This is a genomic window from Salinimicrobium gaetbulicola (assembly GCF_042676025.1).
In the GTDB taxonomy this organism is placed as follows: Bacteria; Bacteroidota; Bacteroidia; order Flavobacteriales; family Flavobacteriaceae; genus Salinimicrobium; species Salinimicrobium gaetbulicola.
This window is the reverse complement of record NZ_JBHTJP010000032.1, coordinates 1-23,694: the sequence shown is the minus strand read 5'-3', so window position 1 is coordinate 23,694 and position 23,694 is coordinate 1. Positions and strand designations below refer to the sequence as shown.

The following is a 23,694-nucleotide window of genomic DNA, read 5'->3' as shown; positions in this document are numbered from 1 at the left end:
GGAAATTAATCAATTTCTTCATAATCGATGTATTCTCCTACATCTTTCTTTCCGCCCCGGGATTTTTTCGGGTTCTTCTCGATACTTATTTCCCCCTCTTTCTTTTTGGCTTCGGAAGGATCAAATCCACCAAATTGCTGCTCAAATTTTTTACCCACCTTTCTGAGAAAATACTTCAGAAGTAGGGGGCCAAACCAACGGATAATAAGTTTAAATCCGAAGTAGATCAAAAGGACAATTAATATCACCCTGATCATTTCAGAAAATGAAGCTTCGTACATGATTCAAGTTTTGGTAAAATTACTATTCTGCCTAAAGAAAACCATCATGCGACCGTAAAAAAAGATAAAATATCTATATTTGGTTTCCACCAATCAACCAGCTATGAAGATTTCTAAAAGCTTATTTCTACTGTTCTTTTTTGGATGCTTTGGCGCACAGGCTCAATATACCGAAACCATCAACACTAACCGCCCCGGTGGTTCACAAGGTGCTTTTGCGGTTGGCCCGGGCGTTCTTCAATTTGAGACCGGCGGAAAGATTGGCGGAGGCAAACACATTCTTCTTCAAACCGAGTCGGATATCTGGGGAATTGATTATGCCGTTCGTTACGGGATCCTGTTTGAAGAACTTGAGATCAACCTAATGGGTTCTTTCTTGGACAGTTCGGTAAATTATGAAGTCGGTGCCACAACTGAGACCCGGCAATTTCGAAACTTTGAAAGTAATGCCATAGGTGCGAAATATTTGGTTTATGACCCGTATAAAAATGCAAAGGAAAAGAAACCTAATCTTTACAGCTGGAACGCACCGCCTGAATTTTACTGGTCAGATCTTATTCCAGCCATTTCAGTTTATGGGGGAATAAATTTTTCATTCGGAGACAATCCGTACATTCATGAAGGCGAAGGTAATTTTTCTCCACGTCTTGCTGTGATCACCCAAAATAACTGGGGTGCCTGGGTACTGGTTCTCAACATAATCGCAGATAAGCTTGGACAAACCTATCCTACTTATTCGGGTATTGCGACCCTTACACATGCTTTTAATCCAAAATTTGTTGCCTTTACTGAATTTCAAGGAATTGTAAGTGATGTCTACAGTGATGAAATAGTAAGAGGAGGAGTCGCTTATCTTTTCCATGATGATATGCAGGCCGATCTCTCAGGCTTGCTAAATTTTAAGGATACTCCTTCCCGCTGGGAAGTCTCTCTAGGTTTATCATATAGGCTGGATTGGCACAAGCAGGACCAGTTCCTGGAACGTGCCGAGGATCTTACCAAATAGGCAATTACTTTAATTTGTAAATTAGTACGTGGTCCTTCGAACAATCGAAAGGACCTTAATTAAAATTTTTTATAAGATGTTGGATATCACTGGCACCTATACAGATCAATACCAACTTACCATGGGACAGGTCTACTTTTTAAAAGGCCATTCTCATCATACGGCAATTTTCGATTATTTTTTCAGAAAAGCACCTTTCAACGGAGGATACGCAATTTTTGCCGGATTACAGAATTTACTGGAAACCCTGAAAGATCTGAGATTTAATGAAAAAGATCTTGCTTTCCTAAAAGAGATAGGTCTCAATGCGGAGTATTTAAATTATCTGAAGGATTTCCGATTTTCGGGAAAAGTATATAGTGTTCGCGAAGGAGAAGTAGTATTTCCGGGAGAACCCATTATACGAATCGAAGCCAGTATTATTGAAGCTCAGATCATCGAAACTTTACTGCTGAATATTCTGAATTTTCAAACCCTTATTGCCACCAAAGCCAGCCGAATGAAGGAACAGGCAAAAGGTGGAAAACTGATAGATTTTGGACTCAGACGTGCCCAAGGTCCCGGTGGGTATTACGCTAGCAGAGCAGCTATCATCGGTGGATTTGAAGCTACCAGCAACACCCGTGCAGGAAGAGATTTTGGGATCCCCGTTTCGGGTACCATGGCTCATTCCTTTATTCAAAGTTATGAAGACGAGCTTACGGCCTTTCGCGATTTTTCCGAATCACATCCCGATAATACCGTATTACTCGTAGACACTTATGACACCCTGAAAAGTGGTATTCCCAATGCGATAAAGGTTGGAAAGGAAATGAAGACCCGTGGCCATAAATTAAAAGGAATTCGACTGGACAGTGGGGATCTCGCCTACTTGGCCAGAAAGTCCCGTGAAATGCTGGATAACGCAGGCCTGGATTACGTTAAGATCGCGGCTTCAAACCAACTGGATGAACACTTGATCAAAAGTTTACTGGATCAAGGTGCTCCTATCGACATTTTTGGAGTGGGTACCAGTTTGGTGACCGGGCAACCAGATGCCGCTTTAGATGGTGTTTACAAACTGGCTTACTTCATGGATGAACCCAGAATAAAACTTTCGGAAACCATAGCTAAAATTACTCTACCTCATAAAAAACAGGTTTACAGGATGCTGGATGAAAAAGGAGATTTTACTGGATCTGATGTTATTTGTTTGTTTGATGAGGAAAACATCGATTGGATGATTCATCCCTACGATCCCCTAAAATTCAAATCCGTAGAAGGACAGGAGAAAGAAGCACTATTAAAGCCTGTGATGGAGAACGGCGAGATCCTCTCTCCTGCCCTGGATCTATCAGAAATTGCAAAATACAGCAATGAAAGACTTAAGAAATTACCTCAGGAATACAAGCGCTTTTTTAACCCGCATATTTATAAAGTGGGACTTAGTAGAAAATTAAAGGAAGAAAGGGATCGATTGATCGAGGAACATAAAATGAAATAATCCTATGAAAACCTTAATAATTGTTGACGCGCAGATCGATTTTATGCCTGGAGGCGCCCTGGAAGTAAAAGGCGGAGATCAGATAATTCCGGTGATCAATAATATACTTTCAAAATTTGATTTGGTAGTCGCTACCCAGGATTGGCATCCGGAAGATCACAAAAGTTTTGCGATCAACCACCAGGGGAAATCAGAGTTCGAGGTAATTGACCTTAACGGACTGGAACAAAAGCTTTGGCCTCCACATTGTATTCAGGGGTCACCAGGCGCAGAATTTCATGCTGAATTAAACGCAAAACCCGTGGAAGCAATTTTCCGAAAAGGAATGGATGTGGAAATCGACAGCTACAGCGGCTTTTATGATAACGGACACCGAAAAAGTACCGGACTTGCAGGTTATTTGAAAGACAAAGGCACTGAGGATCTTTACTTTTGCGGACTAGCTGCTGATATATGTGTCTATTATACACTTTTAGATGCTCTAAGACTAGGTTTTTCAGCCACGCTTATAGAAGACGGAGCAGTTCCACTGGATCCTGAAGATTTTGAGAATATCAAAAAAGACATCCTGGAAAAGGGTGGGAAAATTATAAATTCTGAATATCTGTAATTAATGACGATCAGGTATATCTTCTATGCCATCTACGGGTAAACCACCATACGGCACCCTGTAAAATTCCGGTCAAAATTCCTGAAACCACAATATTTTGTACAGCCATAAGAACTCCTAAGGTATAATTGTCGCTAAAGGAGGAAGGAAGATCATAGGCGGTAACGTAACTTTGGTATAGGAACCCGTATAAAATGAAAGTGACGATAATAAAACCGTAGGTGAAATTAAAAAAGGTGTTCCTTTTCTCAGTCCATTTGAAATAAACAGCAAAGGATGCCAGAACCACCCAGTTAATCCAGATACTAACCTGGTAATTCAGGATCGCCTTTTCAGTCTCCTGTATTGCCGATACCCCAAGAATTTCATCTGCCCTAAATAGCATATAAGCGGGATAAATCAAGGTCAATATTACCAGGAACCTTATTACAACTTTCTTATTCATAGCTTCTTAAAGTTACGAAAAAGCCAGGTCATTTTTCTAAAACAAAAACTCCCGCCAAAGGCAGGAGTTTTAAAATCTATATTTTCAGTTTCTATTTTGCGATATTAACCGCCCTGGTCTCCCTGATCACGGTTACCTTAACTTGTCCCGGGTAAGTCATATCTGTCTGGATCTTTTGAGAGATCTCAAATGAAAGGTTTGAAGCTTTATCATCACTCACCTTTTCACTTTCAACGATCACACGAAGCTCTCTACCCGCCTGGATAGCGTAAGCTTTCTTCACTCCGTTGAATCCAAACGCGATATCCTCAAGATCTTTCAGTCTTTGAATATATGAGTCTAATACCTGGCGTCTCGCTCCAGGCCTTGCTCCACTAATGGCATCACAAACCTGAACGATTGGCGATAATAGTGAGTTCATTTCAATTTCGTCATGGTGAGCTCCAATGGCATTACAAACATCAGGTTTTTCACCGTATTTTTCAGCCCACTGCATCCCCAGGATCGCATGAGGAACTTCAGTTTCTGAATCTGGCACTTTACCTATATCGTGTAACAGTCCGGCACGTTTGGCAAGTTTCGGATTCAATCCAAGTTCCGCAGCCATCACGCCGCATAATTTAGCTACCTCTCTGGAGTGCTGTAACAGGTTTTGACCGTAAGAAGAACGATACTTCATTCTACCAACGATCCTGATCAATTCAGGGTGCAATCCATGAATACCAAGGTCTATAACCGTTCTCTTACCAACTTCAATGATCTCTTCTTCAATTTGCTTGGTCGTCTTTTTCACAACTTCCTCAATTCTGGCAGGGTGGATCCTACCATCGGTCACCAATTTATGCAGTGATAAACGAGCTACCTCTCTTCGAACCGAGTCAAAACATGAAAGAATGATCGCTTCCGGAGTATCATCCACGATGATCTCAACTCCTGTTGCAGCTTCGATCGCACGAATGTTTCGTCCTTCCCTACCAATAATACGTCCTTTGACATCATCACTTTCCAGGTTGAACACAGAAACACAGTTATCAACTGCCTCTTCGGTCCCAATTCGTTGAATGGTGTTAATAATGATCTTTTTGGCTTCCTGTTGTGCAGTTAACTTGGCTTCTTCAATGGTCTCCTGCACGAGGGCCATAGCATCGGCTTTTGCAGTTTCTTTCAAAGATTCTACCAGTTGAGCCTTTGCCTCATCTGCAGAAAGTCCTGAGATCACCTCTAACTGCTGCACCTTACTTGCGTGAAGCTTATCAACTTCTTCCTGTTTTTTCTCAAGGATCTCGTTGCGGTGATCATAATCTGCAATCTTTTCTTCCAGATCCTTATTCAGATTCTTGTTCTTTGCCAGTTCGCTTGAAACCTGAGATTCTTTATCTCTGGTACGCTTTTCGGCATCTGCGATCTTTTTATCACGGGCAAGGATTACTTTTTCATGTTCAGATTTTAGTTCAATGAACTTTTCTTTTGCTTGAAGTATTTTGTCCTTTTTGATCCCTTCGGCTTCCTGCTTGGCCTCCTTAAGGATTCCGGCTGCAGATTTTTTAGCTCTTTGGATCACTTTGGAAGCATTTTTCCTTTCCAGGAATTTAGCGATTCCATAACCTATTGCCAGGCCAACAACCACTGATAAAATAACCGATATTAGTGTTTCCATTTGTTCGTTTTATGTAAAAAAAAAGCCTGTATTAGTAGTGGTTTTGTATAAACTCTTTAAAATCACGTTTAGGGCTAACAAGCTGATCAAGAATCCGTTCAAAGACGGCGCACTTTTACAACTTAAACTCACCCTTTTTAAAGAATTGGTGTTGAGTTTATCAAAAAAAATAACTAATACAGGCAGTAACCTTTATATTTTTAATTCAAAGAACAGTTATACCAAATGCTTATCAAGCAAAGCATTCAAAGCTTTCAATTTATCTTCAGCCAAATGAATTTCGCTTTCGTTATCAATTGTACTTTGCTCAGTTTGGGCTGCAAACTGTAAAGCACACATTGCCAACACATCTTGCTTATCCCTAACGGCATAACTTTGTTCAAATTGCTTGATCATGGCTTCTATTTTCTTGGCAGCTTTTCTTAAACCTTCTTCCTGCTGAGGTTGAATGGTGAGGGGATAAACCCGGTCTGCAATAGAAATTTTGATCTTTAGCTGATTTGACATATTATCGTTCTATTCAGAAAGTTGAACAATACATTGATCGATCTCTCTGATCAAGCCGTTAATCTTCAGCTTGGTTTCTTTAGTATAATCATTACTGCCAAGCAGCGCATTAGCAGCTTTAAGAGTCTTTATTCGATTTTCAGAAGCCTGAAGACTGTTCTGTAATTCCATTTTTTCAGTCTTCAAATTCGCTAATTCCGCTTGTAAACTTTCTTGCCTTTGCTCCAGGACTTTATAATTCCGGAGCAATTTTACAATCCTATTTTCAAGGTTATCAACTATTTCTGTTAAATCACTCATTTAAGCTATTCCTCTGCTGCTTACCTCTACAAAGTTAACATACCATCCGAAATATCCCAATAATTTGAACTCTATTTTGATATGCCCAATTAAAATAATTTTAACTCCCTCTAAAATAAGACTTTAATTTTTTCATCACGTTTTACTATATTTAACCGCTATTAAAAAGTAAAATTTTCTTTGACCATGAAATGGACCCATGTCGCCTTATGCCTACTTTTCCCCTTATTTTCTAACGCTCAATACAACCTTCCGGAAGATTATTTTGATGATCCTCTCCAGGTGCCCCTAGTGCTTGCAGGAACTTTTGGCGAATTACGCTCAAATCACTTTCATAGTGGACTCGATATCAAAACACAGCAGCGGGAAGGACTTGCTGTGCAAACTGCTGCGGAAGGATATGTAAGCCGCATCAATATTTCTCATTATGGCTACGGAAAGGCTCTTTATATTCAACATCCTAACGGATACACAACTGTATATGCCCACCTGAAGAATTTCTCTCCTAAGATCGAAAAATTCATTAAAGAACAACAGTATCAAAAGGAAAGCTACGAAGTAGAGGTTTTCCCTTCGCCCGAAACCTTGCCAATAGAACGTGGTGAGATCATCGCGAGTAGCGGAAATACAGGTGGCAGCGGTGGACCTCACCTGCACTATGAGATACGTGATGAACAGCAACGTCCTATGAACCCATTAATGTTTGGGGTGAAGATAAAAGACACCAGATCACCTATCTTAAAAGGCGTATACGTCTATCCCATGGGAGAAGAAGCTCACGTAAACGGATCTGCAAAAAGACAAAAACTACAACTTATCCCGCTTGGAGACGGCACTTTTAAAACTGAAAAAATCAACGCTTGCGGGGAAATAGGTTTTGGAGTCACTACCATTGACCAGCAGGATGATGCCTGGAACCAGAACGGAGTTTTCAGGATCGAGGCCGCAGCAAACGGAAGTCAGTTGTTTCAGGCGAATTTCGAAAAATTCTCTTTTGCCGAAACCCGTCACCTCAACAAACTCATCGATTACGGTTACTACACTCAAAATAAAAACCGAATTCAGAAATTGTTCGTTGAGCCAACCAATCCGCTTAGTATTTACAGCAATCTTAGCAATGACGGTTTCTTAAATGTGAAAGACAGTCTTTCTTACGATTATATGGTCAAGATCACAGACTTTGAAGGGAACGAATGTGTGGTTAGAGTTCCTGTAGAAGGGAAAATGGTCGAAAACATTAGTCCGAAAGAAGATCTGAAAACACCATTTTTCGCGCCGGCTTCCGAAGCATCTCATTTTGAGGAAAAAGGGATTGACGTGTCTATCCCAAAAAATACTTTGTACGAGGACACCCACCTGGATATTGTTTTTGAAGATGAGAAGATCCAGCTACACAAAGATATCGTCCCCCTTCAAAACAGTGTCACTATTGGTTTTGATGTAAGTAAATACAAGCCCGAAGACAGGCAGGGACTCTTTATTGCAAATCTTAACGAACGAGGAAAACCCTCCTATTCTACCACTTATAAAGAAGGGGACAGATTCACTACCAAGACCCGGAACTTCGGAACCTTTACCTTGGCAACGGACAATGAAGCTCCCAAGATCCTTCCCCTGAACTTTAAAGATGGTCAGTGGATCTCCAACAATAAAGACCTGAAAGTGAAGATAACCGACGACCTTTCAGGAATCAAAAGTTACAGGGCTACGGTGAACGGAAAATTCATCCTGATGGAATATGAATATAAGAAGAACTTGCTGACCCATGATTTCTCTGACGGGGTAGTTACTGAGACTGAAAATCATCTGAAAATAGAAGTAATTGATAATGTAGGAAATACCACTATATTTGAGAGTACGTTTTTCAGAAAATAACCCCGGTTGAAAGCATCTCATTTATTTCTCTTTTTAGGCCTGTTATTCTGGAGTGATCTATTTCCCCAGACCGCTATCCTCGAAGGAGTGATCTTAAATGAGTCGCAGGAACCTGTTGAAGATGTTAACCTTTTTACTAATGAAGGTCTTGGAACCAGGTCTAATAAAAATGGATTTTACAGACTTGAGCTTCCGGCAGGAAAGAAGATCAATATCAGCCTTTCCCACCTAAGTTACGGCAAGATCACTTTCGCGGTATTACTATCGCCGGGAGAAACTCTCGAATTCAATCCCATTTTAAAAGTGGGAAATGAGCAGATCGAGGAAGTAATAATTTCTTCGGAAGAACTTGAAAATGTAAGAGGAATTACTGTTTTACAACCTGAAACCATCCGGAATATTCCGGGAGCAAACGCCGGAGTGGAGAATCTCTTGAAAACACTTCCCGGGGTGAGTTCCAATAATGAGCTGAGTACGCAGTATTCCGTTCGGGGTGGTAATTATGACGAGAACCTGGTTTACGTTAACGGTATTGAAGTCTACAGACCATTTCTCGTGAGGTCTGGCCAACAGGAGGGGCTTAGCTTTGTCAATCCTGACCTTGTAAGAAACGTCCACTTTTCCGCAGGAGGATTCCAGGCAAAATACGGCGATAAGCTTTCATCAGTTTTAGATATAACTTACAGGCGCCCTGTAGATTTTGGAATCACCATAGATGCGGGATTTTTAGGAGCAAATATTTCTTCGGAAGGGATCTCGAAAAATAAGAAATTCACCTACCTAACCGGTTTAAGATACCGCGACAACAGCCTTTTTGTAAAGGCAAAACAGACTGAAACGAATTTTCGTCCTCGTTTTGCCGATGCCCAGACAAATCTCACCTACCAGTTCTCAGACAAGCTGGAATTGAGCTTCTTAGGAAATATCTCTCTAAATGTATACGATTACGAACCTAAGACCCGGCAAACCAATTTTGGTACGGTGCAGGACCCTAAAGCTCTACTGATCTACTATACCGGCCAGGAGGAAGATCGCTACAGAACCTGGTTTGGGGCAACAAAAGCCTCTTACGTGGTGAATGAGAATTACACCACCCATTTCATACTTTCCGCATACAACACCCTGGAGCAGGAATATTTTGATATAATTGCCGCCTATCGCCTGGGAGAGGTAAATACTGACGTGGCCGGTGAGAATTTCGGAAATGTGGAATATTCTGAAGCCGTTGGAGGTCAACTTACCCATGCCCGAAATAAATTGGATGCCTTGATCCTCAATGCGGAACATAAAGGCAGTTACAAAATAAACACCCACCAATTTGACTACGGCATCAAATTTACTCATGAAGATATCAGGGACCGCATTCGGGAATATGAGATCATTGACTCCGCAGGGTTTTCCATCAGGCCTCCCCTGCCCGACTTTCAAAAGAATGAGCCCTACGAACCTTTTGAGGCTCCACTTGTGCCATATCGCTCTATAAGAGCCTTTAATGAAACCCGGATCAATCGGGTGCAGGCGTTTTTACAATGGAGTAAAAGGGGAAAGATCGGAAATCATGAAACCTGGACCAACGCGGGACTAAGAAGTAATTTCTGGAACCTCGATGCTCCGCCTGCTACAAATTCAGAGATCGTTTTTAGTCCCAGGGCGCAGTTTGCGATCAAGCCCGATTGGAAACCTGATATGGTTTTCAGGATCTCAGGAGGGGTTTACCACCAACCACCGTTTTACAGGGAATTCAGGGATTTCAACGGAAACCTCAATCCGGAAGTCGAAGCACAACGAGCTTTGCACCTTGTCCTTGGTCATGATTACAGCTTCAGAATGTATTCCAGGCCTTTTAAGCTCACTTCAGAGATCTATTATAAAGACATCTCGAAAGTGAATCCATACACCCTGGAAAATGTTAGAATACGTTACGCTGCAGAAAATAATGCCGAAGCTTACGCCTACGGACTTGACCTGAGACTGAATGGCGAATTTGTTCCCGGAACAGAAAGCTGGCTAAGTTTTGGTTATTTAAAAACGGAAGAGAACATAGAAGAAAAAGGCTTTATTGCCCGCCCAACAGATCAGCGTTTAAAATTCGGATTATTATTCCAGGATTATGTACCTAAAGTGCCAGATTTGAAAATGTATCTGAACCTGGTTTACAATACCGGCCTTCCCGGAGGCTCACCTGCTTATGCTGATCCTTACCTCTACCAATCCCGACTTCCCGACTACCGCCGGGCCGATCTTGGATTATCCTACATTCTCAAAAATGGAAATTCTGAAACAAGTTTTAAATGGTTCCGTTCTTTTAAGGAGGTTTCAGTAGGATTTGAAATTTTCAACATTTTTGACACCCAAAACTCCATCACAAATACTTTCGTAAGAGATGTTTACACAAGGGTCCAGTACGCGGTCCCTAACTACCTTACACCAAGAGTTTTCAACCTGAAACTTGGATTAAAGCTTTAACCTTGATTTTTATTGCTCTATAAATTCCTTCAAAACCTTCACTACGTAATCAACTTCCTCTTTTGTATTGTACATGGAAAAAGAGAATCGCAAAGATGGTTTTTTAAGGTCTTCTTCAGAAAGAAATGCGCTGAGAACGTGAGATCCTTTGTCAGATCCGCTTTGACAGGCACTTCCTTTTGAACAGGCAATTCCGTTTAGATCCAACTGGAATAATAACATTAAAGATTTTTCCGGAGAAACAGGTAAACAAACATTTATAAGTGTATACGTGCTGTTCTCAAAATCATCGCATTCCCCATTGAATTTTGCTCCCGGGATCTCCTTTTTAAGCTGCTCTATAAAATAGGTTTTAAGAGAAGAAATATATTCCTGCTCTTCATCCAGGTGCTCATAGGCCAGTTTCAAAGCTTCTTCAAGTCCTACGATATTGTGAACAGATTCGGTTCCCGCCCTAAAACCACGCTCCTGCTCTCCCCCGAAGATCAAAGGCTGTAAACCACTATTCTTTCTTATATAAGCGAAGCCGACACCCTTGGGTCCGTGAAATTTGTGAGCACTAACCGCGGTAAAATCAACCGGAATCTCAGAAAGATCCAGATCATAATGTCCAATAGACTGAACCATATCTGAATGAAAAAGGGCATTGTGAGCCTTGCAGATCCCGCCTGCTTTCTTAATGTCTAAAAGATTCCCTACTTCGTTGTTTACGTGCATAAGGCTAACCAAGGTCTTCTCATCAGATGAAGAAAGCAATTCTTCCAGGTGGTTAAGATCCACCCTTCCGCAGTCATCAAGATTCACGTAATCAAACTTTGTATCAAACACCTCATGAAGCTTATTCAACGTGTAAAGCACTGCATGATGCTCGATCTTAGAAGTGATGATCCTTTTTACACCAAGATCTCTCACGGCACTGTTCAAGACCAGGTTATCTGCCTCGGTCCCACCAGAAGTGAAAATGATCTCAGAAGGAGCTACATTTAAAATTTTAGCCACGGTTTTACGGGCTTGCTCAATAAGTGTTTTCGCTGAACGGCCAAAGGCATGTGTAGAAGACGGGTTCCCGTACACATTTTTCATCACCTCTGCCATCCTGTTCACCACTTCTTCCCTAATTTGAGTAGTAGCGGCATTATCAAAGTAGACTTGTTTCATGGTCTACAAAATTAAAGGATTTAAAATAAAATTAAAGAAGACTCTGTTTAAATTATATATTACTTTTAATTTTGCTGAAAACCCGGAATATGAAAAATGTTTTTTGCCTTGTATTTGTTGCCTTTTTACTGATTTCGTGTGATGACGGGGATCTGATCGTGACTGATTTCAATTTCGACAACAAAAAATTGCAATGGTGTGAAGACAGTGATTCACAGGTGCTTTTTAACCTGAACAATGACCAGGTTCATGAAGCGATCGCTTTCCGGTTTACACTAAATAATGAAACTGCTCAATTTTTAACTACTGAAGAAGGTGAGACTACCATTCCTCTCTCTTCTGCAAACCAGATCATTTACAGGGTTTTTGACGGGGAAGTTGAAAGTTCTTATTTCTGTAACGCGATCCCTCCGGTTTCCCCAAAAGTGGTGGAAGAGTATCGCACTACCAGCGGTGGAGAAGTGCTTATCACCACTACCCTTTTAAACAATACTGACCATGACGGAGACGGGGTACTTTCTACTCAGGAAGGGATAACTTCGGAAAGAGATACAGACGAAGATGGAATTCCAGATTATTTGGATATTGATGATGACGGGGACAACATTCTTACCCGTGTGGAAATTGAAGTAACAGCAGATAATTCGGTAAATAACTTTCCCGATTCAGACAATGATGGCACCGCCGATTTCCTGGACGCAGATGATGATAATGACAATACTCCAACCCGAAATGAGGACTGGAATTTAAACAACAATCCGGCTGATGATCGCAATGAAGATGGTTTAGCTCATTACCTGAACCCTGCCATCACAGATTCATTTGAGGTGACGACAAGCAGGGAAAATATAATTTCCAGAGGTTTCCGATATTTGGTAACTGTAGAAAATCTTACGTTATCGAAACAAGGCGGGGACGGCGAACAGATCAGACTTGAAAATTATGAACTGGGATATTACGATTCCCCAAGTGAGCAGATCACTATTGAGCCTTCAGGAACTTCAGAAGAAGGTCAGTAATTCTGTAAAATATAGACTTCTGTAGCGCCGAGGCCGTACTTCTGATAGTCGGCATCGTAGAATTTCAGGTTTTCATATCGGTTAAAAAGGGTCTCCAGCTCAGCTTTCAATACTCCTTCCCCAACTCCATGGATGAAAACCACTTTTTGGATCCTTTTTTTCATGGCAAACTCTAATTGCCTTTTCGCGGTATCCGTTTGAATGGTGAGTATATCATAATTACTGAGTCCGCCTGTCCTAGGCACCAGTTTATGAATATGGAGATCGACCTCCATTGGCGGCACATTTCGTTCCTTCGGTTTCACCCTGCGGGAACGCGGTTTTTTAAACGATTCTTTTTGTTTGATCACTTCGGAAAGATCTTCTACATCATAGGGCAGTACATCTGGTAAACCCGAACCTATCTTGATCAGTTCCTTTTCATCAAAGTGAAGGTGGAAACCTTCCGTAGTTTCTATTTCAACTACAGATCCGTTTATAGAGATCACCTTTCCTTCCAGGTCCTCATCCAAAACCGCTATTTTATCTCCCGGACTAAACATCCCTATGAGTTTTGGTCTTTTTGATCGTCTTTATCCAACTTGTGATCATCTTTAGTATACACCCAGTGGTTAGTTGCCCTGTAAAGTCCGAACATCAAAAGTATGATCCCTATGATCAAAAAGTAAACGTTCTCCTTTTCACCTGAGATCTCAAAAATGAGTAAAATACCGCCTATGGCGATCAACAGAAAATTTATTAGCTGAGAATTATTTTTCTTCATAATTATTTGTTTATCAGATGCATACATGTTTAAAAATATAATATCTTCAATAGATGTATTCACTGCTGCGGCAAATTTCGGGAAAATGAAAAGAATTTACTCTTTAACGGCTTTATTATTTGTGAGCATTACCTCCTTTTCGCAATTATCTGTTGGTCCTTCTATCAAAAACAACACAGATCATTACATTTTCGCGAAGGAAACTGTTTTATATGTCGCAGAAGACATCCACCTGAACAAGAATATACAGCCTGCAACAGAAGCGAATATCTATCTTAGAAACGGCGCTCAACTTATCCAGGGAAAAAATCAGAAATCGGCTAACACCGGGAACGGATTAATCTCGGTATTTCAAACCGGAACCAGCAATGCATATGATTATGACTACTGGGCTGCTCCCGTTGGAAATAGTGTCGGGAAAAACGGCCTTTTTGGGATTACTATGTTGTATGCCGCGAAGACCGAAACCTACAGCAGCCCCGCAGCAAATACCGGTAGTTTGAACGGTACTTCAAATCCGCTTAGTATCTCCAATCGGTGGATATACACTTTTACAGGTTTTGATTATTTAGGCTGGCACTATATGGGCTCAGCAACCCAAATTCCTGCAGGCTACGGATTCAGCATGAAAGGTGTGGACGGAACTGATCTAACTCTCGTGGATTCCCAACCAAATAACCAGGGTAACGCCCAGCGGTATGATTTCAGAGGAAGACCAAATTCCGGACTTATCGAAATTCAAATTGACCCTGATGAAATAGCCCTTGTAGGTAATCCATACCCGTCGAGTTTATATCTAAGTTTATTTCTAATGGAAAACTCGGGAGAAGGAACTTTAAATACGGGTTGCTACGGTACTATTAACAGAAAAAGTACCACCACCGGAATTGCATATTTTTGGGACTCTGTAGAAAACGGAAGCTCTCATTATCTTGAGGATTACATAGGTGGTTATGGAGCTTTTAGTCCGATTGATCCTTGCACCTCAGGAATTTATGAGCCGCCCATATTTAAATCTTACGGCACTAAGGATAGATCTACCGGTGAAAAAGGAAAAGATCAGGACAGAAGGTTTTTACCAATTGGCCAGGGGTTTATGGTACAGGGTGCAAATGGCGGAGTTGTAGAATTTAAAAATTCTCACCGCATATTCAGAAATGACAAATCTACAAATGGCTTGAAAATGGCTGAAAAAGCTTCTTCATTTGAACCCACGGTAATACCAAAAGTAAAGCTGGAGGTTATAATTAATGATGAATATGTGAGAGGACTCAGTTTGGGTTTTTGGCCTACCGCTACTTCAGAAATTGATATTGGGATGGATGCCATGGCATATGACAGGGCACATGCCGATATTGGATGGCTACAAAATGAGGACCTATATGTGATCGATGTTCGGCCGTTTAAGGAAACCGATGAAATTCCTTTAGCTGTTATTGTGGAAGACCACAAAGCGACCTATAATATCACCCTTTCCGGATGGGATAATTTCGAACTGAATAACATCTATATTTTAGATTCTGAAAAGAACACCTACCACAGTATTAAGTACCAATCTTTTGAAATAGTACTGGAACCGGGAAATTATAACGGAAGATTCCATCTGACCTTTAACCAAAAAATGGCAGATATCGATCTGCCTATTGCGTTGGTGCCTGAGGTTGAAGAAAAGCATACTGAATTCTCTATTTTTCAGAATAATTATTTAGGGGAGTTGGAGATTATGAGCACCGACCAGGCTTCGGTTCGCTCTGTAGGGATTTTTGATCTGCAGGGAAAAAGAATATTTTTCCGAAGTAATTTTGGTAACCGCAGATCAGTCAGTATCAACACCCAGAATTTCTCGAACGCAGTTTACATCGTGAAGGTAACCGATTCGAATAATTCAGTCATCAGGAAGAAAGTAATGATCTTAAACACCAGGAGGCACTTGTAAGAATTGATTTTACCCTGTCCAAAAAAAAAGAGGTTGTCCAAATTGGACAACCTCTTTTTATAAGGATTGCAAAAATGCTATTTTTCGAACTCCTTAAGTGTTTTAGAGATAATATCAACACAGTCCAATAGTTGTTCTTCGTTCATCACCAAAGGCGGTGCAAAACGAATGATATTACCATGTGTTGGCTTTGCAAGAAGCCCGTTATCTCTCAGCTTCATACAAATATCCCAGGCCGTAGAACTATCTTCTGAATCATTGATCACGATCGCATTCAATAATCCTTTACCTCTAACAAGATTTACGATATTTGAACTTCTTATATAATCGTTCAGTTTTCTTCTGAAAAGGTTACCTAATTCTTCAGCATTTTCGGCAAGTTTCTCATCTTTGATAACTGTAAGGGCTGCCATCGCCACCGCACAGGCAACCGGGTTCCCACCAAAGGTAGAACCGTGTTGACCGGGCTGAATAACGTTCATCACGTTATCATTCGCTAAAACGGCTGACACCGGGTAAACACCTCCGGAAATTGCTTTTCCAAGGATCAATACATCAGGCTTAACCTCTTCATGATCTACTGCCAGTAATTTTCCGGTACGGGCAATTCCTGTCTGTACTTCATCGGCAATGAAAAGAACATTATATTTTTCACACAAAGCTTTAGCACGCTTCAGGTATCCTTCCGAAGGAACATATACCCCAGCTTCCCCCTGGATAGGTTCAACCAGAAAACCTGCGATATTATCATTGCTCTTTAAAGCCTCTTCCAATGCTTCGGTATCATCATAAGGGATCTTGTGGAACCCTGGAGTATATGGTCCAAAGTTTTTACGAGCTCCCTCATCATTTGAGAATGAAATGATCGTGGTAGTTCTTCCGTGGAAGTTATTCTCACAAACTATGATCTCTGCCTCGGTTTCTTTAACCCCTTTTTTCTCATACGCCCATTTTCTGGCGATCTTAATGGCCGTTTCAACTGCTTCTGCACCTGTGTTCATCGGTAACAGCTTATCAAAACCGAAATATTCTGTCGCGAACTTCTCGTACTTTCCTAAAATATCATTGTGGAAAGCCCTTGAGGTCAAGGTTAATTTTTGAGCCTGCTCATGCATGGCTCCTACAATTTTTGGATGACAATGACCCTGGTTAACCGCGGAATAAGCAGATAAGAAATCATAATATTTCTTCCCTTCCACATCCCAAACATGTACACCTTCACCTTTTTCCAATACTACAGGCAACGGGTGGTAATTATGGGCTCCATATCTGTCTTCTAATTGGATTGCTTCTTCTGAAGAAATTTTTTCTGAAATCGACATTTTTTAAAATTTTACTTGTTATTAAAACTCAATTCCTGCTTTTCGGAATTACCGGTTTCACCGGTAATTTGAGGAGAGAAATCATCCTGAATTCAGAAGTCGCAAATTACTAAATGTTTCCCGAAATTTTCAATCCTGAGCCCAATAATCTTAGCATTTATCCTATTTTTGCGGCATGGGAAGAAAGAATAGAAATAAGGAATTTAAGAACCTAGAGGTGATCGATGCAGGTGCTAAAGGAAAGAGCATCGCAAAGGCACCAGACGGGAAAGTAATATTTATTGGAAATGCTGTTCCGGGAGATGTGATCGATGTACAAACTACCCGTAAAAAGAAAGCCTATTATGAAGGTACGGCAACAAAGATCCATGAGTTTTCAGATAAACGGGTAGACCCGCCCTGTATTCACTTTAGTGTGTGCGGTGGCTGTAAGTGGCAGTTCATGGGATATGAACACCAGCTATTTTACAAACAAAAGGAGGTTACCAATAATTTAACCCGTTTGGGTAAGATTGAACTTCCTGAAGTTACCCCTATCCTGGGAAGTAAGGAGATCTACTTCTACCGTAATAAAATGGAATTCTCGTTTAGCGACAGTCGCTGGCTTACCCAGGAGGAGATCCAGAGTGGTAAGGACATCCAGGACCGGAATGCACTTGGTTTTCACATTCCCGGGATGTGGGATAAGATCCTGGATATTAAAGAATGCCATTTACAGCAGGCTCCCAGTAACGGAATTAGGAACAGCGTGAAGGAATTCGCTATTCAAAATGAAATTCCGTTCTTCAATACAAGAGAGCAAAAAGGCATGCTGAGAACACTTATGATCCGAACTTCATCTACCGGAGAGATCATGGTATTGGTTCAGTTCTTTGAAGATGATAAAGAAAAAAGGGAGTTACTGCTGGATCATATAGCCGAAGAATTTCCAGCGATCACTTCTCTTCAGTACGTGATCAATTCCAAAGGGAACGACACCATCTATGACCAGGAAGTGATCTGCTATAAAGGCAACGACCATATCTTCGAGGAAATGGAAGGCCTGAAATTCAAGATAAACGCTAAGTCCTTTTACCAAACAAATTCTGCCCAGGCATATGAGCTTTATAAGATCACTCGTGATTTTGCCGGCCTAACCGGAAATGAACTTGTGTATGACCTTTATACCGGAACCGGTACCATTGCCCAGTTCGTAGCTGCCAAGGCTAAAAAAGTGGTAGGTGTGGAAGCTGTTCCCGAAGCGATCGCCGATGCCAAAGAAAATGCCAGAAATAATGGCATCGAGAATACCGAATTTTTCGCGGGAGACATGAAAAAGGTATTTACCGAGGAATTTATAAAACAACACGGGCACCCGGATGTGATCATTACAGATCCGCCACGGGATGGGATGCACAAGGATGTAGTTGAACAAATAATTGGTATCTTGCCGGAACGAATTGTCTATGTGAGCTGTAATTCTGCTACCCAGGCAAGGGATCTTGCCCTTTTGGATGAGCATTATAAGGTGACCAAAACCCAGGCAGTAGATATGTTCCCTCAAACTTTTCACGTGGAGAACGTGGTATGTTTAGAAAGAAGAAAATAAATGAACCAGATCCAAAAATGGCTTTTTTTAGCAGTCTTTAGTGCCCTAACTCTGGGATGTCAAAAAGATGATATCTGTCCGGAAGGAACTGAGACTACTCCCCTACTTGTTATTGAGTTTTATGACGCGGAAGATCCTTCCCGACTGAAAGCCGTTCAGAACTTAGTGGTAAAAGCAGCCGGAAAAGAAGTGTTTTTGGGGCCGGTTACAACGAATTCTATAAGTATTCCGTTGAAGACAGATGAGGGAGTTACCGAATACAGCTTTACAGCCAATAATAATAGCCCTTTAGAGAACGAAGATCTTATTAGCTTCAGCTATGATCCTCAATCCGAATATTTGAATCGTGCGTGTGGTTTTAAGGTCAATTTCACCAACATTGATGTAAATACCCAACAGGACGAAGACAATTGGATCCTTTCAGAAATTGTATTACAAGAAAACGTAGAAAATGAAACAGAAGCACATATTTCTATTATTCATTAGTCTTTCCCTTCTGTTTCCTTCTGTGATCTTCGCGCAGGAAGATATCCCGGCAGATTCCCTGGAATACAAGGAAAAATACGGGTTAAGACTCGGAGTGGATCTTTCCAAGCCGCTTCGCACATTGCTGGAAGAGGAATACCAGGGCTTTGAGATAAAAGGTGATTACAGGCTTTACCGAAACTATTATTTAGCGGGAGAAATAGGGAATGAGAAAAATACCATTTCTGAAGCCAATGTTACCGCCATGGCTAAGGGAAGCTATATAAAACTGGGAGCCAACTACAACGCTTACGAGAATTGGAAAGGAATGGAAAACCTGATCTTTGCAGGACTTAGATACGGATTTGCGACGTTTTCCTCAGAGCTTCAGGAGTATTCCATTTACACCAAGGATAACTACTTTGACCCCGATATTCGGACTGATGCACAAGAATTCAACAACCTGACCGCAAGCTGGATAGAACTTCAGTTAGGGATAAAGGTAGAAGTGCTCAATAATGTCTTTTTAGGAACCCACCTTCAGTTGAAAAGAAGGGTTTCCCATACCAAACCCGGTAATTTCGACAACCTGTTCATCCCCGGATTCAATCGTACGTACGACGAAAGCACCTGGGGAGTGGGTTACGGTTATTCTATTTCCTATTTGATCCCTATTTATAAGAAGTAGTATTCTACTGCTTTTTTGCTTTTTTACTACCCGCGTAGATCTCGTATTTCAATAATTTCGATTCCAGGGAACCGTTGAAAAGTTTGATCTTCCTGGAAGGTCGTAATCCTACATGTTTAATAGATTCCAGGTTCGAAGTGATGAACCAGGCATCTGTATCGGGGTAACTTTGTTTCAGAGTATCCCCAATTGACTTATAGAATTCAGGCATATCAATATTCAACCTTTCTCCATAAGGAGGGTTAAAGACCATATGAAGATGACGTTCAGTTTGTTTTTCGGTCTTAAAGAAATCTTCGTGCTCTACCGTGATAAATTCAGATAAATTGGCATTATCAATATTATCCTTGGCTTTATGCACTGCGGAAGGAGCCTTGTCATAACCTTTTATCGTAAAATGGAAATCCCTCACCTTCTTTAAAACCGAAGCTTCGATCATCTCGAAAAGATCTTCATCCCAATCCTTCCATCTCTCAAATCCGAATTCTTTTTTATTAAGGTTCGGCGGAATGTTGCACGCGATCATTGCCGCTTCTATAAGTATGGTTCCACTCCCACACATAGGATCAAGAAAATCACATTGCCCGTCCCATCCGGAATGAAGTAACAAACCTGCTGCTAAAACCTCGTTTATAGGTGCAATGTTCGTAGCCGTTTTATACCCTCTCTTATGCAGAGATTGACCGGAACTATCAAGGGAAACCGTACAATTCTCCTTTTCAATATGAATATTGATGCGTAAAGTTGGGTAATCCAGGTCAACACCCGGTCTCTTTCCAAACTTCTCTCTAAACCTGTCAACAATAGCATCTTTAGATTTTAACGCTACATACTTGGAATGGGTGAATTTTTCAGAATGAACTGTTGCATCAATTGCAAGAGTTTCATGCGCGTCTAAATAATTTTCCCAGTCGATCTTATATATCTGCTTATAGAGATCTTCTTCAGAAAAAACCTTGAAGGTTTCGATGGGTTTTAAAACTTTAATAGCCGTCCGCAGCGATAAATTCGCCTTGTACATGAATCCTTTATCGCCTACAAAAGAAACAGACCTTACTCCTTCCTTAACATCCATCGCTCCAAGATTCCTTAATTCCTTTGCCAGTAAAGGTTCAAAGCCAAATAAGGTCTTGGCCACCATTTTAAAATTATTTCCCATTTGTTATTTTCTGTGAGAGGCAAAAATACATTAATTTTGGCGATATGGAATTAGCACAGCCCAACTGGTTTACATCTTGGTTTGATACTCCCTACTATCATATTTTGTACAAGGATCGCAATGATATTGAAGCGCGTGAATTCATGCGAAATCTTGTTGGTTTCCTAAAGCTTCCGCAAGGATCGAAGATTCTGGATCTTGCCTGCGGAAAGGGAAGGCATTCAATATTTTTGAATGAACTGGGATTTGATGTTACCGGTGTCGACCTTTCGGAAAACAGTATTTCTTACGCCAAAAAATTTGAAAATCCCACACTTCGGTTCAGGGAGCATTGCATGTGTGAGCCGGTAAATGAACAATTTGATGCGGTCTTCAATCTTTTTACAAGCTTCGGGTATTTTGACCATGAAGAAGATAATTTAAGATCTATTCAGGCGATCAAAAAAGAGATCTTACCTGGAGGTTATGGTGTAATTGATTTTATGAACGTTAAAAAGGTGATCAAAAACCTGGTTCCTTCAGAAGTGAAGACGGTAAAAGGGATAGATTTTAATATTTCCAGAAGGGTACAGAATGGTTTTATTTTAAAGGATATTAATTTCTTTGACGAAGAAGAAGAATTTTCATACACTGAAAAAGTAAAAGCGTTGACTTTGGAAGGCTTTCATGCTTATTTCGAGAAGGCCGGGATCAATTTACTGCATACCTTCGGAAATTATCAACTCGAAGAATTTAATGAGCACACTTCTGACCGATTAATCCTTGTATTTAATTAATGATCTACTTTCTTCCTTTACTCGCTGTTATAATCGGTTTTGTTATATCCCTTTATATAAAACCATCTTCTTCTACAGGGTTTCAATTGCTACTATCTTTTAGCGGGGCTTTTTTACTTTCGGTCACTGTCTTTGAATTGCTTCCCGAAGTATATTCGGGTGGAAATGAAAGAGTCGGTTTATTTATAATGGCCGGACTTTTAATACAGATCTTTCTTGAATTTCTTTCAAAAGGTGTGGAACACGGACATATGCATCATGGAAAAAGTGGAAAATTCCCGTTACTTTTACTGCTGAGTCTCTCTTTGCATTCACTTTTGGAAGGATTCCCTTTGACACAAAACGAAGACCTCCTTCATGGCGTAGTGATCCATAAAATACCTGTCGCAGCAATACTTTCTACATTCCTGCTTCACTCAAAAATAGGAAAAGCAAAGATCATTTTATTTTTAACCCTTTTCGCGATCATGACACCTTTCGGGAGCTGGTTGCATAATAACTTTGAATTCCTTGAGGAATACGCGATCTTCATTAATGCCGTTGTGATAGGGATCTTTCTTCACGTTTCAACTACCATACTTTTTGAGGCTTCAAAGAATCATACTTTTAACGCTTCAAAACTGGGAGTGGTAATTGGCGGAATAATTCTGGCTTATCTACTTTAATCATGTTTAGTAAAGAAGAAGCGAAAAAATTAAGACAGGAATTCTGGACCAGCTTTGGAAAAGAGTATCCACAAAAATGGTTGCTTTATAATACCAGGGTTAAAGAAATTCAGCTGAAATTTACTTTTGAACGCAAATATGCCCAGGTATCTATAGATATAGTTGCTGAAGATCCTTTGATAAGAGAATACTACTTTGAAAAACTGGAATCTCTAAAGACTATTTTGGAATCTGAATATTTACCGGAGGCCATTTTTGACCGGGAATATGAACTCCCCGAAGGCAAAATCATATCTCGTATTTATACTCAAAAGGATAAGGTGAGCATTTACAATAAAAAGGACTGGCCGTTGGTAAAAGACTTTTTATATCAAAAAATGACGCTCATGGAGGAGTTTTTTAACGATTTCAGCGATTTTATAAAAAGTTAGACTTTACCGCTTAATCTTTTTACTATCTTATTTTCAGAAAGATAGCGACTTCCAGTCACCACCCTACCAATTCTTTCCTTTAATAGCGTAACCACCAAATATTTAAAGGATGAATATAATCAGATTAAGTTTACTCGGAATTTTCTTTGTGACGCTAATTTCCTGCTCAAAAGATGAAGGTACAAATGGAGAAACCTCAGGATCATTAACAGGTCAATGGAATCTAACAGAATTTGAATATACTGGATTCTCAGAATCCAATATTGATGGAATGAGTATGCGGGCGGATTACCAAGGTATAGCAGAAAACATCAATGCCAGTTTAACTTTTCACTCAAACGGAACATTTGAATCAGAGGGAGTTTATGACGTTATCCTGAAAGGCGAAGGAATGACAATTCCTTACAGAGGCCTAAGTTACACTTCCAGTGGAAATTACAAAGTATCGGGAAAGACAATAGATATTACCAACTTTCAGGGAACTTCAACCCCAGGGGCTTATGCCGTCGCATCGGAAAAAGAGATGACCATTGTTGAATTGACAAAAAACACCTTGATTTTGGATTTTACTGAGGATATAACCATCACAGAAGATGACGATACGGCTTTTATATCCAATACCGGGCAGTATGTTTATATAAGGTAAAAGGGAGAATGAGATCTTTTCAGGTTGACTATTTTCGAGAAACCCTCCCCGTCCTTCGGACACCCTCCCTGGAAGGAAGGGGAGCTGAGATTTGGTTTCAGATCCAAAGTTTAGGGTATAAAAAAAGCCTCTACATTGCTGTAGAGGCTTTAAAAAAAAGGCGGCGACATACTCTCCCACGGGATGCAGTACCATCTGCGCTAACGGGCTTAACTTCTCTGTTCGGAATGGGAAGAGGTGAGCCCCGTTGCTATAACCACCTTAAATCGTTGAGCAGGCATCTAATCGATCCTACTCCTAATAAGTTGACATATTTGGAAAGTAAAAATATAAGAAAACACTTGGAGTAATTAATGGAGCTTTAGGTTGTTCCTCCCCGGTATTGCTACCGGGGAAGTGCACTAAGCTATACGGATTATTAGTATCACTCGGCTATGACATTGCTGCC

At 40.6% G+C, this 23,694-nt stretch carries 24 protein-coding genes, 1 rRNA gene and 1 other RNA gene; 14 read left to right on the top strand and 12 right to left on the bottom strand.

Translation table 11 applies throughout. The features are described 5' to 3' along the window. Nucleotides 1-5: 5 nt before the first annotated feature. Entirely contained in the window at nucleotides 6-281 is a 276-nt protein-coding gene (locus ACFQ1G_RS01630) for a DUF4834 domain-containing protein (protein ID WP_380736497.1), read from the bottom strand. Between the two features lie 103 nt (nucleotides 282-384). Here ACFQ1G_RS01630 and ACFQ1G_RS01625 point away from each other — a divergent pair, with 103 nt between their 5' ends. The 3 genes from ACFQ1G_RS01625 to pncA all read left to right on the top strand — a co-directional run bounded on the left by ACFQ1G_RS01625 (nucleotide 385) and on the right by pncA (nucleotide 3,380). Then, a complete protein-coding gene (locus ACFQ1G_RS01625) occupies nucleotides 385-1,287 on the top strand; it encodes a transporter (protein WP_380736496.1) in 903 nt (300 codons plus the stop codon). Between the two features lie 76 nt (nucleotides 1,288-1,363). Beyond that, the gene (locus tag ACFQ1G_RS01620) at nucleotides 1,364-2,770 is read left to right on the top strand and encodes a nicotinate phosphoribosyltransferase (protein WP_380736494.1); all 1,407 of its coding nucleotides are present in this window, start codon (nucleotides 1,364-1,366) and stop codon (nucleotides 2,768-2,770) included. Between the two features lie 4 nt (nucleotides 2,771-2,774). Beyond that, nucleotides 2,775-3,380: a bifunctional nicotinamidase/pyrazinamidase gene (gene pncA, locus ACFQ1G_RS01615; protein ID WP_380736493.1), complete on the top strand. Its 606-nt coding sequence runs from the start codon at nucleotides 2,775-2,777 to the stop codon at nucleotides 3,378-3,380. 10 nt (nucleotides 3,381-3,390) lie between these two features. Here pncA and ACFQ1G_RS01610 read toward each other — a convergent pair whose 3' ends face one another. From ACFQ1G_RS01610 to ACFQ1G_RS01590, 5 genes are all read right to left on the bottom strand, one after another. After that, entirely contained in the window at nucleotides 3,391-3,825 is a 435-nt protein-coding gene (locus ACFQ1G_RS01610; protein WP_380736492.1) for a hypothetical protein, read from the bottom strand. 91 nt (nucleotides 3,826-3,916) lie between these two features. Further along, complete coding sequence (gene rny, locus ACFQ1G_RS01605) at nucleotides 3,917-5,482, bottom strand: ribonuclease Y (RefSeq protein WP_380736491.1); 1,566 nt, start codon at nucleotides 5,480-5,482, stop codon at nucleotides 3,917-3,919. Nucleotides 5,483-5,531: 49 nt separating this feature from the next. Further along, nucleotides 5,532-5,639, bottom strand: a non-coding RNA gene (gene ssrS / locus ACFQ1G_RS01600) — 6S RNA. Nucleotides 5,640-5,698: 59 nt separating this feature from the next. Next, complete coding sequence (locus tag ACFQ1G_RS01595; protein ID WP_380736490.1) at nucleotides 5,699-5,989, bottom strand: cell division protein ZapA; 291 nt, start codon at nucleotides 5,987-5,989, stop codon at nucleotides 5,699-5,701. A gap of 9 nt (nucleotides 5,990-5,998) precedes the next feature. Then, complete coding sequence (locus ACFQ1G_RS01590; protein WP_380736489.1) at nucleotides 5,999-6,289, bottom strand: hypothetical protein; 291 nt, start codon at nucleotides 6,287-6,289, stop codon at nucleotides 5,999-6,001. Between the two features lie 186 nt (nucleotides 6,290-6,475). Here ACFQ1G_RS01590 and ACFQ1G_RS01585 point away from each other — a divergent pair, with 186 nt between their 5' ends. Further along, the gene (locus ACFQ1G_RS01585; protein ID WP_380736488.1) at nucleotides 6,476-8,164 is read left to right on the top strand and encodes a M23 family metallopeptidase; all 1,689 of its coding nucleotides are present in this window, start codon (nucleotides 6,476-6,478) and stop codon (nucleotides 8,162-8,164) included. Nucleotides 8,165-8,170: 6 nt separating this feature from the next. Continuing rightward, the gene (locus ACFQ1G_RS01580) at nucleotides 8,171-10,630 is read left to right on the top strand and encodes a TonB-dependent receptor plug domain-containing protein (protein ID WP_380736487.1); all 2,460 of its coding nucleotides are present in this window, start codon (nucleotides 8,171-8,173) and stop codon (nucleotides 10,628-10,630) included. Between the two features lie 9 nt (nucleotides 10,631-10,639). On the opposite strand, the gene ACFQ1G_RS01575 is transcribed toward ACFQ1G_RS01580, so the two are convergent. Next, entirely contained in the window at nucleotides 10,640-11,788 is a 1,149-nt protein-coding gene (locus ACFQ1G_RS01575; protein ID WP_380736486.1) for a cysteine desulfurase family protein, read from the bottom strand. Between the two features lie 89 nt (nucleotides 11,789-11,877). Here ACFQ1G_RS01575 and ACFQ1G_RS01570 point away from each other — a divergent pair, with 89 nt between their 5' ends. After that, nucleotides 11,878-12,807, top strand: coding sequence for a hypothetical protein (locus ACFQ1G_RS01570; RefSeq protein WP_380736485.1), 930 nt, complete (start codon nucleotides 11,878-11,880; stop codon nucleotides 12,805-12,807). Here ACFQ1G_RS01570 and ACFQ1G_RS01565 read toward each other — a convergent pair. Beyond that, entirely contained in the window at nucleotides 12,801-13,349 is a 549-nt protein-coding gene (locus ACFQ1G_RS01565) for a Smr/MutS family protein (protein ID WP_380736484.1), read from the bottom strand. The genes ACFQ1G_RS01570 and ACFQ1G_RS01565 overlap by 7 nt on opposite strands. A 2-nt stretch (nucleotides 13,350-13,351) precedes the next feature. Then, the gene (locus ACFQ1G_RS01560; protein WP_380736483.1) at nucleotides 13,352-13,570 is read right to left on the bottom strand and encodes a hypothetical protein; all 219 of its coding nucleotides are present in this window, start codon (nucleotides 13,568-13,570) and stop codon (nucleotides 13,352-13,354) included. Between the two features lie 85 nt (nucleotides 13,571-13,655). On the opposite strand from ACFQ1G_RS01560, the gene ACFQ1G_RS01555 reads away from it, so the two are divergent. Then, complete coding sequence (locus ACFQ1G_RS01555; RefSeq protein WP_380736482.1) at nucleotides 13,656-15,506, top strand: T9SS type A sorting domain-containing protein; 1,851 nt, start codon at nucleotides 13,656-13,658, stop codon at nucleotides 15,504-15,506. Between the two features lie 77 nt (nucleotides 15,507-15,583). Here ACFQ1G_RS01555 and rocD read toward each other — a convergent pair whose 3' ends face one another. Then, nucleotides 15,584-16,828, bottom strand: a complete 1,245-nt coding sequence (gene rocD, locus ACFQ1G_RS01550) for an ornithine--oxo-acid transaminase (protein WP_380736481.1) — start codon at nucleotides 16,826-16,828, stop codon at nucleotides 15,584-15,586. Nucleotides 16,829-17,003: 175 nt separating this feature from the next. On the opposite strand from rocD, the gene rlmD reads away from it, so the two are divergent. From rlmD to ACFQ1G_RS01535, 3 genes are read left to right on the top strand one after another with little or no spacing between them, the layout of a single operon-like run. Further along, entirely contained in the window at nucleotides 17,004-18,416 is a 1,413-nt protein-coding gene (gene rlmD, locus ACFQ1G_RS01545) for a 23S rRNA (uracil(1939)-C(5))-methyltransferase RlmD (RefSeq protein WP_380736480.1), read from the top strand. Beyond that, nucleotides 18,417-18,902, top strand: coding sequence for a DUF6452 family protein (locus ACFQ1G_RS01540; RefSeq protein ID WP_380736479.1), 486 nt, complete (start codon nucleotides 18,417-18,419; stop codon nucleotides 18,900-18,902). Beyond that, nucleotides 18,868-19,569, top strand: a complete 702-nt coding sequence (locus ACFQ1G_RS01535) for a DUF6048 family protein (RefSeq protein ID WP_380736478.1) — start codon at nucleotides 18,868-18,870, stop codon at nucleotides 19,567-19,569. The genes ACFQ1G_RS01540 and ACFQ1G_RS01535 overlap by 35 nt, the downstream gene beginning before the upstream one ends. Nucleotides 19,570-19,573: 4 nt before the next feature. Here the strand turns inward: ACFQ1G_RS01535 and ACFQ1G_RS01530 are convergent, their stop codons facing one another. Further along, on the bottom strand, nucleotides 19,574-20,728 hold the full coding sequence (locus ACFQ1G_RS01530) for a THUMP domain-containing class I SAM-dependent RNA methyltransferase (RefSeq protein ID WP_380736477.1): 1,155 nt from the start codon (nucleotides 20,726-20,728) through the stop codon (nucleotides 19,574-19,576). A gap of 44 nt (nucleotides 20,729-20,772) precedes the next feature. On the opposite strand from ACFQ1G_RS01530, the gene ACFQ1G_RS01525 reads away from it, so the two are divergent. The 4 genes from ACFQ1G_RS01525 to ACFQ1G_RS01510 all read left to right on the top strand — a co-directional run bounded on the left by ACFQ1G_RS01525 (nucleotide 20,773) and on the right by ACFQ1G_RS01510 (nucleotide 23,246). Beyond that, entirely contained in the window at nucleotides 20,773-21,504 is a 732-nt protein-coding gene (locus ACFQ1G_RS01525) for a class I SAM-dependent methyltransferase (protein ID WP_380736476.1), read from the top strand. Beyond that, complete coding sequence (locus ACFQ1G_RS01520; protein ID WP_380736475.1) at nucleotides 21,504-22,169, top strand: ZIP family metal transporter; 666 nt, start codon at nucleotides 21,504-21,506, stop codon at nucleotides 22,167-22,169. Before ACFQ1G_RS01525 ends, ACFQ1G_RS01520 begins: the two co-directional genes overlap by 1 nt. Nucleotides 22,170-22,171: 2 nt before the next feature. Continuing rightward, the gene (locus tag ACFQ1G_RS01515; protein WP_380736473.1) at nucleotides 22,172-22,600 is read left to right on the top strand and encodes a DUF4268 domain-containing protein; all 429 of its coding nucleotides are present in this window, start codon (nucleotides 22,172-22,174) and stop codon (nucleotides 22,598-22,600) included. 109 nt (nucleotides 22,601-22,709) lie between these two features. Then, nucleotides 22,710-23,246, top strand: coding sequence for a hypothetical protein (locus tag ACFQ1G_RS01510; RefSeq protein WP_380736472.1), 537 nt, complete (start codon nucleotides 22,710-22,712; stop codon nucleotides 23,244-23,246). 155 nt (nucleotides 23,247-23,401) lie between these two features. Here the strand turns inward: ACFQ1G_RS01510 and rrf are convergent. After that, nucleotides 23,402-23,510 (bottom strand): 5S ribosomal RNA (gene rrf / locus ACFQ1G_RS01505). Nucleotides 23,511-23,694 lie beyond the last annotated feature (184 nt).